At 60.2% G+C, this 13,964-nt stretch carries 12 protein-coding genes; 6 read left to right on the top strand and 6 right to left on the bottom strand.

Annotated features, from left to right (window positions below; genetic code table 11):
- Positions 1 to 60: 60 nt before the first annotated feature.
- Positions 61 to 921, bottom strand: coding sequence for an HTH-type transcriptional regulator BhcR (gene bhcR / locus ACP90_RS23560; protein WP_062491919.1), 861 nt, complete (start codon positions 919 to 921; stop codon positions 61 to 63).
- Positions 922 to 1,090: 169 nt separating this feature from the next.
- On the opposite strand from bhcR, the gene bhcA reads away from it, so the two are divergent.
- From bhcA to ACP90_RS23535, 5 genes are all read left to right on the top strand, one after another.
- The gene (gene bhcA / locus ACP90_RS23555; RefSeq protein ID WP_062490364.1) at positions 1,091 to 2,281 is read left to right on the top strand and encodes an L-aspartate--glyoxylate aminotransferase BhcA; all 1,191 of its coding nucleotides are present in this window, start codon (positions 1,091 to 1,093) and stop codon (positions 2,279 to 2,281) included.
- Positions 2,278 to 3,270 carry a beta-hydroxyaspartate dehydratase BhcB gene (gene bhcB, locus ACP90_RS23550; protein ID WP_062490363.1) on the top strand — a complete coding sequence of 331 codons (993 nt, stop codon included), beginning with the start codon at positions 2,278 to 2,280 and terminating at the stop codon, positions 3,268 to 3,270. The genes bhcA and bhcB overlap by 4 nt, the downstream gene beginning before the upstream one ends.
- Before the next feature lie 97 nt (positions 3,271 to 3,367).
- Positions 3,368 to 4,531, top strand: a complete 1,164-nt coding sequence (bhcC, locus tag ACP90_RS23545; protein ID WP_062490361.1) for a 3-hydroxy-D-aspartate aldolase BhcC — start codon at positions 3,368 to 3,370, stop codon at positions 4,529 to 4,531.
- A 323-nt stretch (positions 4,532 to 4,854) separates the two neighbouring features.
- Positions 4,855 to 5,820, top strand: coding sequence for an iminosuccinate reductase BhcD (gene bhcD, locus ACP90_RS23540; protein ID WP_062490360.1), 966 nt, complete (start codon positions 4,855 to 4,857; stop codon positions 5,818 to 5,820).
- Positions 5,821 to 5,834: 14 nt separating this feature from the next.
- Complete coding sequence (locus ACP90_RS23535) at positions 5,835 to 6,818, top strand: glyceraldehyde 3-phosphate dehydrogenase NAD-binding domain-containing protein (protein ID WP_062490359.1); 984 nt, start codon at positions 5,835 to 5,837, stop codon at positions 6,816 to 6,818.
- A gap of 418 nt (positions 6,819 to 7,236) precedes the next feature.
- Here the strand turns inward: ACP90_RS23535 and ACP90_RS23530 are convergent, their stop codons facing one another.
- The 3 genes from ACP90_RS23530 to puuE form a co-directional block, all read right to left on the bottom strand.
- Positions 7,237 to 8,673, bottom strand: a complete 1,437-nt coding sequence (locus ACP90_RS23530) for a nucleobase:cation symporter-2 family protein (RefSeq protein ID WP_062490358.1) — start codon at positions 8,671 to 8,673, stop codon at positions 7,237 to 7,239.
- 72 nt (positions 8,674 to 8,745) lie between these two features.
- Positions 8,746 to 9,243: an ureidoglycolate lyase gene (locus tag ACP90_RS23525; protein ID WP_023002142.1), complete on the bottom strand. Its 498-nt coding sequence runs from the start codon at positions 9,241 to 9,243 to the stop codon at positions 8,746 to 8,748.
- A complete protein-coding gene (gene puuE / locus ACP90_RS23520; protein WP_208993621.1) occupies positions 9,240 to 10,634 on the bottom strand; it encodes an allantoinase PuuE in 1,395 nt (464 codons plus the stop codon). The genes ACP90_RS23525 and puuE overlap by 4 nt, the downstream gene beginning before the upstream one ends.
- 226 nt (positions 10,635 to 10,860) lie before the next feature.
- Here puuE and uraH point away from each other — a divergent pair, with 226 nt between their 5' ends.
- Entirely contained in the window at positions 10,861 to 11,214 is a 354-nt protein-coding gene (gene uraH, locus ACP90_RS23515; RefSeq protein WP_062490355.1) for a hydroxyisourate hydrolase, read from the top strand.
- A 216-nt stretch (positions 11,215 to 11,430) separates the two neighbouring features.
- Here uraH and ACP90_RS23510 read toward each other — a convergent pair whose 3' ends face one another.
- Positions 11,431 to 12,771 carry a mechanosensitive ion channel domain-containing protein gene (locus ACP90_RS23510; protein WP_055657651.1) on the bottom strand — a complete coding sequence of 447 codons (1,341 nt, stop codon included), beginning with the start codon at positions 12,769 to 12,771 and terminating at the stop codon, positions 11,431 to 11,433.
- A gap of 140 nt (positions 12,772 to 12,911) precedes the next feature.
- On the bottom strand, positions 12,912 to 13,682 hold the full coding sequence (locus tag ACP90_RS23505; RefSeq protein ID WP_062490353.1) for a Stf0 family sulfotransferase: 771 nt from the start codon (positions 13,680 to 13,682) through the stop codon (positions 12,912 to 12,914).
- Positions 13,683 to 13,964 lie beyond the last annotated feature (282 nt).

Raw genomic sequence — 13,964 nt, 5'->3', positions numbered from 1 at the left:
GCTTCAGGGTGTGGGTGTAACGAACTCCTCTGGATCGGGTCGGGAGTGAAGCAAGCGTTCTCATTCCACGGTCTTCGTTTGCGGCGGAGCGATTTCGCCGCCGAGGGCGGCGGTCAGTGCAGCGGCCGCCGCCTTCACTGCTTCTGCGAAAGGCGCGATCCTGTCCGGGCTGACCCGGCTGGTCGGGCCCGACACGGACAGCCCGGCGACAGCTTCGCCATAGTGATTGAATACGGGTGCCGCAATGCAGCGCATTCCGAGGTTCTTTTCTTCCCCGTCGATCGAGAACCCGCGTGCACGGATCGCTTCCAGATCCGCGGCCAGCAGGCCCGCGTCACACAATGTGTGCTCGGTGAAGCGTTCCCGGTCGGTCTGCTTCAGGATACGCTTGCATTGGTCCTCGTCCATGAAAGCCAGAAGCGCCTTGCCGATGCCGGAGGCATGCAGCGGCGACAAGGTGCCGGGCGGGAAGAAGGCGCGAATGCTTTCGTGGGTTTCGACCTGGCTGACAAACAGCACCTGGTCCGCCTGTGCCACACCAAGATTGGCCGTTTCCCCTGTCTGCTCCATCAGGGAGCGCAGGACAGGACGCGCCCGTTCCACCAGACTGGTACGCCTTAAAAATCGTGCGCCGATGATGAATGCGCCCGGACCTATGTGCCAGAGCTGCTGCGCCTGGTCGAATTCCACCAGGCCACGTGTCTCCAGCGTGAACAGGATGCGATAGAGCGTTGCCGTGGATTCTCCAAGCTGATCCGACAGGGCTGAAAGAGAGACGCCGGACTGGGTGCTCAGATGCTCGAACACGGCCATCGCCCGGTCGAGCGACTTGATGGTGTTCTGTTCGGTCTTGTCGTCCCAGGCACGCGGTCGCCCACGGGCGCGTCTGGTGGCGGAACTATCGGATTTGAGATCTGTCATCAGCTCATTTTTCTGATTTTGAAAAATCAATTCACCATATGAAAAATATAACATACTGACAAGATTGGCAATTTATACAAAATATATTTTTGAAAAAATATTTTAAAAAAATTGCAGAGCTCCGCCCCTGCACGGTACCGTTTCTCAAAATTCATAAGAGGAAACGGCCATGAGCTTCCAAAATCCTGTTTTCATTCCCGGCCCCACCAACATGCCGGAAGCGCTCCGCAGAGCGTGCGACATGCCGACCCTGGACCATCGCTCGCCGCTGTTCGGACAGATCCTGCAGCCCGCGCTTGCAGGCGTCAAAAAGGTGCTGAAGACGGAAACCGCCGAGGTGTTCCTGTTTCCGTCGACCGGAACCGGCGGCTGGGAAACCGCGATCACCAACTGCTTGAGCCCCGGCGACAACATCCTGGCTGCCCGCAACGGCATGTTCAGCCATCGCTGGATCGACATGTGCCAGCGCCACGGCCTGAAGGTTGATGTTGTCGAGGCAGCCTGGGGCACGGGGCTGCCGGCAGACCGCTATGAGGAAATACTCGCCGCGGACACAAACCACGAGATCAAGGCGGTGCTGGCAACCCACAACGAAACCGCGACCGGCGTCAAATCCGACATTGCCGCGGTACGCCGCGCGCTGAATGCCGCGAAGCACCCGGCGCTGCTCTTTGTCGATGGCGTTAGCTCGATTGCCTCGATGGATTTCCGCATGGACGAATGGGGTGTCGATGCCGCGGTCACGGGCTCCCAGAAAGGCTTCATGTTGCCACCGGGGCTCGCCATCATCGCCCTGTCGCCAAAGGCACAGGCCGCCGTTGAAAGCGCCCGGTTGCCGCGCACCTTCTTCGATGTTCGCGACATGATGAAAGCCTACGCCAACAACGCCTATCCCTACACGCCGGCCGTCGGCCTGATGAACGGGTTGAAGCAAAGCTGCGACATGCTGCTGGCAGAGGGCCTCGACAATGTCTTTGCCCGCCACCACCGCATTGCAGAAGGTGTGCGCGCCGCGGTCCGGGCCTGGGGCCTGGAGCTTTGCGCGCAGACACCGGACGTCTATTCGGATTCGGTCAGCGCGATCCGTACTCCTGGAGGTTTCAACGCCACCGGCATCGTTACCCACGCCGCGGCGAAATACGGCGTCGCCTTCGGTGTCGGCCTCGGAGAGGTCGCAGGCAAGGTGTTCCGTATCGGCCACCTGGGCAGCCTGACCGACGTCATGATGCTGTCGGGGCTGGCGACTGCCGAAATGGTCATGGCCGATCTCGGCCTCGACATCCAACTGGGCTCCGGTGTTGCGGCCGCCCAGGAAGTCTATCGCAGCGACAGCGCCATTGCCTCGAAGGAAGCCGCATGAAAACCGATGCCCTGACCCAGTACATCCCGACGCTTGAGGACATGCTCGTCGCGCATGAGCGCATCAAGCCGCATATCCACCGGACGCCGGTTCTGACCTCCTCGTTCCTGAACGAGCTGACCGGTGCGGAACTGTTCTTCAAATGCGAGAACTTCCAGAAGGCAGGTGCCTTCAAGGTGCGCGGTGCATCCAACGCCGTCTTCGGTCTGGACGAGGAAACCGCCAAGGCCGGTGTGGCGACCCACTCCTCCGGCAACCATGCGCTCAGCCTGTCCTATGCGGCAGGCCGGCGGGGCATTCCGTGCCACGTGGTCATGCCGAGAACGGCGCCACAGGCCAAGAAGGATGCCGTTCGTGGGTACGGCGGCATCATCACCGAGTGTGAACCGTCCACCTCCAGCCGCGAAGCGGTCTTTGCCGAGGTCGAGGCCCGGACCGGAGCGGAATTCGTACATCCCTACAATGACCCGCGTGTCATTGCCGGTCAGGGCACCTGTTCCAAGGAATTGATGGAGCAGACAGATGGTCTTGATGCGGTTGTCGCACCGATCGGCGGTGGCGGCATGGTCTCAGGCACCTGCCTGACCCTGTCGAACCTGGCGCCCGAAGTGAAGATCTTTGCTGCCGAACCGGAGCAGGCAGATGATGCTGCCCGCAGTTTCAAGGCGGGTCACATCATTGCCGACGACGCACCGGAAACTGTTGCCGACGGGCTGAAGGTGCCGCTCAAGGAGCTGACCTGGCACTTCGTCTCGAACCACGTCACCGACATCCTGACCGCGTCGGAACAGGAAATCGTCGACGCCATGCGTCTGATCTGGGCGCGGATGAAGATCGTCATGGAACCGTCTTCCGCCGTGCCGCTGGCAACCATCCTGAAGAACAGGGACGTCTTTGCCGGCAATCGCGTCGGCATCATCATCACCGGCGGCAATGTCGATCTCGGCAAATTACCCTGGAGCATCCTGCGTTCCGAGGACCGCAGCTAAGATGCTCCATCGCTCTAAAAACGATCAACTTTTCAGCTTTCGGATGAATTCCGAAAGCTGGTTGATCTGGAATGCCTGAGCCATTTGGAGAAGAAAAATGAACGCACAAACCGGATTTGAAAAACTCGAAGTCGGCTACGACATTCCGGCCCTTCCGGGCATGGACGAGGCCGATATCCAGACGCCTTGCCTGGTGCTCGATCTCGATGCACTGGAGCGCAACATCAAGAAGATGGGCGACTACGCCAAGGCCCACGGCATGCGTCACCGGGTGCATGGCAAGATGCACAAGTCGGTCGATGTCGCAAAGCTGCAGGAACGGCTCGGCGGTGCTGTCGGGGTCTGCTGCCAGAAGGTTTCGGAAGCCGAGGTCTTTGCCCGTGGCGGTATCAAGGACATCCTGGTGTCGAACCAGGTTCGCGACAAGGCCAAGATCGATCGTCTGGCCCGGCTGCCCAAATTTGGCTGCCGCACCTTCGTCTGTGTCGATGATCTTGCCAATGTTGCCGATCTGTCTGAAGCCGCTGCCAAGCACGGCACCACGCTGGAAGTCTTCATCGAGATCGATTGCGGTGCCGGTCGCTGCGGCGTGACCACGAGCGAGGCGGTTGTCGAAATTGCCAAGGCAGTGGACGCGGCAAGGAACCTAAAGTTCAGCGGCATCCAGGCCTATCAGGGCGCCATGCAGCACATCGACAGCTATGAAGCCCGCAAGGACAAGCTCGACATTGCCATTGCGATGGTCAAGGACGCCGTCGAGGCGTTGAAGAAGGAAGGCCTGGAGCCGGAACTCGTTTCAGGTGGCGGCACGGGCTCCTACTATTTTGAATCCAATTCGGGCGTCTACAACGAGCTGCAATGCGGTTCCTATGCCTTCATGGATGCAGACTACGGCCGCATTCTCGATAAGGACGGCAAGCGCATCGACCAGGGGGAATGGGAAAACGCCTTCTTCATCCTGACCCAGGTGATGAGCCACGCGAAAGCCGACAAGGCGATCTGTGATGCGGGCCTCAAAGCCCAGTCCGTCGACAGCGGTCTGCCGTTCATCTACGGCCGCAACGATGTCGAATACATCAAGTGCTCGGACGAGCACGGTGTCATTGCCGACCCGAAGGGTGTTCTGCAGGTGGGCGAGAAGCTGAAGCTGGTGCCCGGCCACTGCGACCCGACCGCCAACGTCCACGACTGGTATGTCGGCGTGCGGGGCGGCAAGGTCGAGACGGTCTGGCCGGTCTCGGCCCGCGGCAAGGCTTACTGAAGTTACGACTTAAGGCCTCCCCTTCGTCATCCCGGCCAAGCGCAGCGCGAGCCGGGACCGGAGAGCCACCTGGTCTTCGGGTTTAACCCGATACGCCCCGGCTCACCGATCCCGGATCTCCGCTACGCTGCGTCCGGGATGACGATGGAGGGTTTGGCATTAAGAGCGCAAATCAACACCATCCCCACATCCTGAGGAGGACCAAAGGTCCGTCCCGAAGGATGGGCCAAGAATTCCGAGCGAGCCACCCATCCTTCGAGACGGCGCTTTGCACCTCCTCAGGATGAGGTCGGGGGGAAGACGATGTTTTGCTGGAGACACACATGATCATCGTTCCTGAAAAGGAAATCGCCGGCCTGATCGGCCGCCAGGAATCCTTTGACGCTGTCGAAAGCGTCTTTGCCGCCATGGCGGGCGGGGCGGCCTATAATTTTCCGGTTATTCGCGAGGCAATCGGTCATGCAGATGCGCTATACGGGTTCAAGTCCGGCTTCGACCGGTCCTCGCTGGCGCTCGGCCTGAAATCCGGTGGCTACTGGCCGGGCAACATGGCAAAGGGCCTGACCAACCACCAGTCGACCGTGTTCCTGTTCGATGCCGATACCGGCAAGGCGAAGGCCGTCGTCGGCGGCAACCTGCTGACCGCCCTCAGAACAGCGGCAGCATCTGCGGTTTCCATCAAGCATCTGGCACGCAAGGACGCGAAGGTGCTTGGCATGATCGGAGCCGGCCACCAGTCGGCTTTCCAGATGCGGGCAGCGGTCGAACAGCGCGACTTCGAAAAGGTCCTCGGCTGGAACCTTCATCCGGAGATGCTGGTGCGTCTGGAGGAAACGGCGAACGAACTCGGTCTGCCTTACGAATCCGTCGATCTGGCCAGGCTGGGTACGGAAGCCGACGTGATCATCTCGATCACTTCCAGCTTCGATCCGATCCTGATGGAAGAGCATGTTTCGCCGGGCACGCATATCGCGTGCATGGGCACCGATACCAAGGGCAAACAGGAAGTCGATGTTGCGCTTGTTGCCAAGGCAAAGCTCTTCACGGATGAAGTCGCTCAGTCAGCGACGATCGGTGAATGCCAGCATGCGGTGGCCAGCGGAATTGTCTCTGAGGACAATATAATTGAGATCGGCGCGGTCATTAATGGTAATCATCCAGGCAGGACGTCGCAGAGCGATATCACCCTCTTCGACGGTACCGGCGTCGGCCTTCAGGATCTTGCCGTGGCATCCGCCGCGGTCGATCTGGCAATCCAGAAGGGCGTCGCGATCGAAGTGGATTTCTAGACGGACCGTGGAAAATGCGGATTGTGATCAACGGGTTCGGCCGGATCGGCCGGACCCTCTTGCGTCAAGTGCTCAAGCTTCCGGAAACGGAACGCATCGAGGTGGTGCGGATCAATGATATCGCACCGCTTGAGACCTGTGCCTATCTCTTCAAGTATGACAGCGTCTTCGGCCCGTGGCCGGGCGAAGTAACAGCGGGCGAGGGCACATTGACGATAGACGGACGCGAGATCGTCTTCTCCGCCGAACCCGATCTGTCTCTCCTTGATCTTTCCCAGGTGGACGTGGTGCTGGAATGCACCGGCAAGGCCGACACGCGCGAGATTGCGGAACGTGGCCTGAAAGCCGGCGCTGCCAACGTGTTGATTTCAGGCCCCTCCAGGGCAGCCGATATCACCCTGGTGCTTGGTGCCAACGAAGACCAGCTCGGAGACCACCGCATCGTCTCGAACGGCTCCTGCACCACCAATGCCCTCGCTCCGCTGCTACGCGGTCTTGATGATGCTATCGGCATCAAGAGCGGGCATATGACCACCATCCACTGCTACACCGGCAGTCAGCCGATGGTGGACGCCCCGAGAGGGCCGCTGGAGCGCAGTCGTGCCGGCGGCGTCTCCATGGTGCCGACCACCACCAGCGCGACCAAACTTGTCGGCAAGGTGCTGCCGCAGCTTGAGGGCAAAATCAGCGGTGCTGCCGTCCGGGTGCCCGCGATCAGCGTTTCTGCGGTCGACCTGACGGTGACGCTGGCACAGCCCGTCAAGGCTCCCTTCAATGATAGACTGCTCGAGATCTTTTCCGGCAATCCGGTAATCGGCTTCGTGCAGGACCATGTGGTGTCCACGGACATGCGTGCGCGGCCGGAATCCCTCGTCATACACCTGCCCGAAACGCTCGAGGCCAATGCCTACCAGGTGCGTATCTTTGGCTGGTATGACAACGAATGGGGCTTTTCCGCCCGCATGATCGACATGGCACGGCTGATGGCGGGACGGTAGGGACACAATTTCTCCTCCCCCGTCATTGCGGACAAGTGCAGCTTGGTTGCACGCAGATCCGGAACCCAGCGCATCAGTGTGAGCAAAGCGAACACCTCTCAAAAATAGAGGCGCTTTTTCAGCGCGAAATATGTCTGGGTTCCGGATCTGCGTCCGGCTGCGCCTCCCTTGTCCGGAATGACGGAGGGGGAAATTTCCAACTGCTGAAACGCCTGAAATTCTTCCCTGCAGACCCCCTCCATCGTCATCCCGGCCAAACGAAGTGCGAGCCGGGATCGGGGCCCCAGAGGACGGGGGTCTTTTACGTTGCATATCGACAGACCCCGGATTTCCGCTGCGCTGCGTCCGGGATGACGTGCAAGAAGTCATAAAAAAGGGCCGCTCACGCGGCCCTTTCTCATACAGGTGTGGCTTGTCTTTACGCGGTTTCTTCCTTCGGCAGGGAGCCGCGTCCGTGGCCGGAGAGACCGCCGGAGACCTCTTCGGTGGATTCGTCGGAGAGTTCTTCCGGCAGCACCAGGTTGAGGACGATGGCGATCAGGGCTGCCGGCAGCAGGCCGCTGGTCAGAAGGATACGTGCGGTGTCCGGCATGTGCTGCAGGGCGCCCGGTTCCAGCTGCAGGCCGAGACCGATGGAAAGCGAAATGGCGAAAATCACCATGTTGCGCCGGTTCCAGTTCACATCCGACAGCATCGAGATACCGGCGGCAACAACCATGCCGAACATCACGATGACACCCCCGCCGAGAACCTCGATCGGAACGGTTCGGATGACCGCGCCGACCTTCGGGATCAGACCGCAGACGATCAGGAAGATCGCGCCGATGGTCACCACATGGCGGCTCATGACGCCGGTCATGGCGATGAGGCCGACGTTCTGGCTGAAAGAGGTGTTCGGGAAACCGCCGAAGAAACCTGCGACAGCCGTGCCGAGACCGTCGGCAAAGGTCGCACCGGCGATTTCCTTGTCGGTCGCTTCCCGTCCGGCGCCGCCCTTGGTGATGCCGGATACATCGCCCACGGTTTCCACCGCGGAAACGAAGGCCATCAGGCAGAAGCCGAGCACGGCCGCGAACGAGAATTCGAAGCCGTATTTGAACGGCTGCGGCAGGGCAAAGACAGCCGCACGGTCCCAGGACGTGGAGACGGCTTCAAAGGTCAGCATGCCGGTGGCAAGGGCGAAGATGTAGCCGGCGATCAGTCCGAGCAGAACCGCGGAGACCGACATCATACCCTTGCCGAAGAACTTCAGCCCGAGTGTCACCACGATCACCACCAGAGCGGCCGCCCAGTTGAGCAGCGAGCCGTATTCCGGCGTGCCGATGGCGGGGACACCGCCGGCGGCATACTGGATGCCCACCTGAACCAGCGCGAGACCGATCATCGTCACCACAAGTCCTGTCACCAGGGGAGGCAGGGCGAAGCGGATCTTGCCGATGACGAGGCCAAGACACGCATGGAAGAAACCGCCGATGATCACGCCCCCGAACAGAGCCGCGAGACCGTCGACCCCCTTGCCGGCAACAAGCGGGATCATGATCGGCAGGAAGGCAAAGGATGTGCCCTGAACGATCGGCAATGCCGCACCGACCGGGCCGAGGGTGATCGTCTGCAACAGGGTCGCGACCCCGGCAAAGACCATCGACATCTGGATGAGATAAAGCAGTTCGGGAAAGTCGGGAGAATTGGACCCGAAGCCGAACCCGGCTGCACCGGCCACGATGATGGCAGGTGTGACGTTGGAGACGAACATGGCCAGGACATGCTGGATGCCGAGCGGGATCGCCTTGTAAAGCGGTGGCGTGTAATTGGGATCCCGGAGCTGCTCCGGAGATCCGATCGATGAATTAGACATTTCTGCTCCTCTGAAGGTCGTGTGAACGTCTCCGCCTCGTTGAGCGGGCAGGGATCGTTCTGAAAGGGAGGCTTATTCCTTGTTGTCGGCCTCCACTGTCCAAGGGTCGGGAAACCAGTGTTCCTCCAGGTTGGTTCCTTCCCCGATGCGGTCCACGACCGCGTAGCGGCCCGCTTGCCAGAGCGGGGCCAAAACACCGTGCCAGGTGCCGCGATACAGGTTGATCGCCTGTCCGGGCTGGCTGATGAATGCCTTCAGGTTGACCGGCTGGCCATTCTCGTCGTCAGCGACGACAACCAGCATCGGCACACCGTCCAGCGGTATGAAGGCCTGACTGCCTTCCGGGTGTCGCTCGACCATGTCGACGACATAGGGAAACGACCGGGCCTTGGCATCGAACAGGCTGATGCCTGCCCGGCCTTCGCCGAAGTCGAGCTTCGCCCGGTCATGATGACGGCCGCACATGCCCTGATTTATGATTTTGTCGGGTGCGCCCGCCACCTCGAGAACATCGCCATAGGGGGCGAAGGCCTCTGCGGTCAGGATCGATGGGGCAATGAGACGGCTCACGGCAGCAGGTCCTTGAGCCGGAACTGGGCAATCCGTTCCACCTGGCGGCAGGCTTCCTCGAATTCGGTCGCCCGGTCGTTGTCGATCCGGCGCTGAAAGGCAGCCATGATCGAGGCCTTGTCATGATCGCGCACTGCGATGATGAACGGGAAGCCGTGTTTTTCGACGTAGGTATTGTTCAGCCGGGTAAAGGTCTCGCGTTCCTCGTCGGTCAGCATGTCGAGACCGGCGCTGGCCTGCTCGTTGGTGCTTTCCGCCGTCAGGCGGCCTGCCTGTGCCAGCTTTCCGGCAAGATCCGGGTGGGCAGTCAGAACGCCGAGGCGCTCTTCCTCGCTTGCGGAACGGAACATGCGGCACAGCGCGTTGTGAACACCGGCGGCACAGTCATGAGCCGGGCCGAGTTCCAGCTCGAAGGCACGTTCGGCGATCCAGGGGGAGTGCTCGAAGATGCCGCCGAAGGTTTTGACGAACTCGGCTTTTTCCATACGGCTGGGGCGAAGACCCTTCTGCGGCGGGTGTGTCTTGGCCCAATGGTCCGCGATCTCGATGCGGCGCGGACACCAGACGCCTTCATGAGCCTGGATATGATCGATGAATTTCTTCAGCGCCATGATCTTGCCCGGACGGCCGACGAGGCGGCAATGCAGGCCGATGGACATCATCTTCGGCGTGTCCGTCGTGCCTTCTTCATAGAGCATGTCGAAGGCGTTCTTCAGATAGAGGAAGAAATCCTCTCCATCCGTCCATCCCGGTGCCGTCGCGAAGCGCATGTCGTTGGCTTCCAGCGTATAGGGAATGATCAGCTGATCACGGCCATCGGCATCCAGCCAATAGGGCAGATCATCATCATAGGTGTCTGAAATATAGGCAAAACCGCCTTCCTCGGCGACGAGGCGAACGGTATTTTCCGAGCAGCGGCCCGTGTACCAGCCGAGCGGGCGACTGCCGACCACTTCCGTGTGCAGTCGGATCGCCTCGGCAATGGCCGCACGTTCCTCTGCTTCGGGCATATCCTTGTGTTCGACCCACTTCAGGCCATGGCTGGCGATTTCCCAACCGGCGTCCTTCATGGCCTGCACCTGTTCCGGGCTGCGGGCCAAAGCGGAAGCGACACCATAGATGGTCAGCGGAATATCAGCCCGCGTAAACAGCCGGTGCAGGCGCCAGAAACCGGCGCGGGCGCCGTATTCATAGATGGATTCCATGTTCCAGTGGCGTTTGCCCTGCCACTGGGCGGCACCCGGAATATCGGACAGGAACGCCTCGGACGCCGCATCGCCATGCAGCACGCAATTCTCGCCGCCTTCCTCGTAATTCAACACGAACTGGACAGCGACCCTGGCCCCGCCTGGCCACTTTGGATCCGGCGGGTTCTGACCATAGCCACGCATGTTCCGGGAATAGCGATTCAAGACGGACCTCCTCGTGATACCAACGTGTTTTGAACCAAGCAAAGACTATGCCTCATTCAAGGGCTGGCATGTTGTCTTCTTATAAAACAGAATAATGGACATGACTTTCTCGTCTTTTTAGAAAGTGCTTCCTGTGAACCACGGGTGCCCTTCGATTGAGGCCCACAGCATCATGCGCGCAAACTGACATTTGGAGGAGGCCAAGATGGCCGGTTACCTGACGACTCACGTGCTCGACACCGCCCAAGGTTGCCCTGGAAAAGGCATCAAGATCGATCTTTATGCAATTGATGGTGACAACAGGACCTACGTCCGCAGCCTGGAAACCAACGACGACGGCCGCACCAACAGCCCGATCCTGCCGAAAGACGAATTCAAGACCGGAACCTACGAGCTGGTGTTCCATGTCGGTGCCTATTTCGACGCCGCAGGAATCGCTTTGCCGGACCCGAAGTTTCTCGACACGGTGCCGCTGCGGTTCGGCATGTCGGAAGAAGCCCACTACCACGTGCCGCTTCTGGTCTCGCCGTTCAGCTATTCGACCTATCGGGGGAGTTGAGGAACGTCGCTGTTTCGAGTGTCTTTCCAAAGTTTCAGCCTCATCCTGAGGAGCGAGCCTGCTCGCGTCTCGAAGGATGTGACCCTTGCTCCAAACAAGCGGCCCATCCTTCGAGACGGACCCAAGGTCCTCCTCAGGATGAGGTTTTTGCTGTGCTGGGGTATCGATAGCTTCGATCGGTGAACACCCGTCCGGACAAGTTTGAAGCGCTACCGGCTAATCGATTTCTTCCTGCTTTCCGCGGACCTCTTGGAACGCCTCGGCAGGCAATCCATTGCCCGTCTCCTTCTTTAAAATAATCTCCCGATGCGGATACGGGATGCCGACGTTGTTTTCCTTGAAGGTGTCCCAAAGCGCCAGCAACACCTTGCCGCGTACGTTGGTGAGGCCCTGTTGCGGATCGCGGATCCAGAAACGCAGGACGAAGTCGAGTGAGCTGTCGCCGAAGCCCGTAAGCCAGCAGACCGGACGGCGGGAGCCTTCCACCCGGCCGACCGTCATCGCCGCTTCGATGGCAAGCTTCGAAACTTCATGCGGGTCGGCGTCGTAGGAAACGCCGAAATTGACGTCGAGGCGGACAAGTTCGTCGCTGAAGGACCAGTTGATCACACGGTGGGTGATGAAGTCCTCGTTCGGGATCAGATATTCGCGTCCGTCCCGCGTTACGACGGAAACGAAGCGGGCGCGCAACTCGCGGATCCAGCCGAACGTGCCTTCCAGCGAGATGGTGTCGCCGGGTTTGATCGACTTGTCGAGCAGGATGATGATGCCGGAAATGAAGTTGGAAATGACCTTCTGCAGGCCGAACCCGAGACCGAGGCCGACCGCCCCGGTAAAGACGGTGAAGGCGGAGAGATCGATACCGACCGAGGAAAGCGCAACCGTTCCGGCCACCAGGATCAGCCCGAACTTGGCGACCTTGCCGATCAACACGCGGATCGACGGTGTCAGCTCATCCGACTTTTGTACCTGTTCATCGAAATAGCGCCCGAGGACCACCGCGACCCAGACGGTTGCAAACAGTAGCAGAACCGCCTTCAGGATCAGCAGCAAGGACAACCGCATCTCGCCGAGTGGCAACGCCAGGCTGTCGAGGAAGGTGCCGGCCTCGTCATCAAAGCCCAGAATGACCAGCGCAACATAGATCCAGGCGAGCCAGCTGAGCGTTCTTGCTACCAGCCGGTTGCGGATGACCCTCGACAGAACCGAGACAAACAGCCAGGCGAGCGACAGCGACAGGGCGATCGCGATGAAATGGCTCCGGCTCGGCCAGGTGACGCTTCGCATCACCGTAAGGGCAATGAACAGGAACAGGCTGAAAAAGATCCACTCGATCCGCCGGAGCAGGGCCACCACCACACGAAGCAGGCCCGGATGGCCCCTGATTTCACGTGCACGGGCTTCAAGCCTCGGCTCGACGCGAAGGCTCAGCAGCTTGGCCAGGCCGAACAGAACTACGATGATGGCGAGCTGATAGGCAAACCAGGGCGCAGTCAGGTAGCTGAGAGCCAGCGTGGCCCAGGATTGAAGTTCGGCAACGAAACTTTCGAGGTTCATCAAACCACCCGTCCGTCTGTTTCCCGTCGAAGCATCAACAGCTTAACAGCATTCCTGGCCCGCGGCCAAGGCGGCTGCAAAACGCGTGCTTCTTCGAGAAGGATACGGCGCGGCCGCGCACGTGGTTCACACAGGCGGCTTTAGCTGGCGCTGTCGATCTCCAGCTCAGCGCGGAAACGGGACACCCAGTCGGCATTGGTGGCATCTGCCAGTTTGGCAACGCTGGGCACGACACCCTCCGCTGCTGACGCTTCCAGGCCGAGTCGTTGAAGAACCAGTCTCAGCGTGGCCTGCGGGTCTGCCGAAAGCGCGTCATAGGTAATCCGAAGTGGGGAAATGCCCTGGATTTCGAACCAGGCTTGCCAGTCTCGGTCAAACCGGGTGAAACGATCGTGACAGGCGCGGATTTCAGCGGCGTCATATTGCAATTCGCGCGGTTCCGACAATCGCTCGAGCTCGGTGCCGTCCGGAGCCCTGTGCCAGAGGCCGGATTGCTCGGCGCGGACGAAGGAAACCGCCTGGTCGACCTTGTCAGCACGGGTCAGGTGAACGAACAGCGTCTTGCCGAAGACTGCTTCAAGACGCGTCAGATCGCTCGAACCGTCCGGATAAAGGACGGCCAGCTGTTTCATGAAGAAATCGAAGCTGTGCCGCTGCAGCCGCAGGCCAAAAAGACCTTTGCCCCGCGTGCCCTTTTCGATTGCTGCCGCAAAGATGCGGCGCAGCGTCGCCTGCTCGTTTTCCCCCGGCACAACATCGACATTCAGGTCCTCAAGCCAATCCTCCTTGGACGGCTTGTGAAAATAGGAGCCCGGATGCCCGGAAACACCGGTCGCCGCCAGAAGCTTGCAGAGCAGCGTGCTGCCGCTACGGGGGGAGGTGCAAAGGATGTAGGACGAGTAGCCGATCATGGAGTGTTCATTTCAAGGATCGGTGACAGGTGCAAGACACCTGAAGCAATGCGAGGGGACTGCATCGGACACAGGCTTAAATTGCGACGTATTTTCGCTAAGGGGTGTCCGGCGGGCAACACTCTGTCCGTGAATTTGCCAGAGAGGATCGCTCATCCCGAGGTTGGCCGATGCCTCGAACTATTGGCGGCAAATCCGGAGCAAGCGGCCCATCCTTCGAGACAGCGCTGCGCGCTTCCTCAGGATGAGGGGGCTGGGGGGCTGGGGGCTGGAAGATCGTCT

Source organism: Labrenzia sp. CP4 (assembly GCF_001579905.1).
Lineage (GTDB): Bacteria > Pseudomonadota > Alphaproteobacteria > Rhizobiales > Stappiaceae > Roseibium > Roseibium algicola.
Note: the sequence above shows the minus strand (reverse complement) of the source record. Positions and strands in the feature narration are given on the sequence as shown.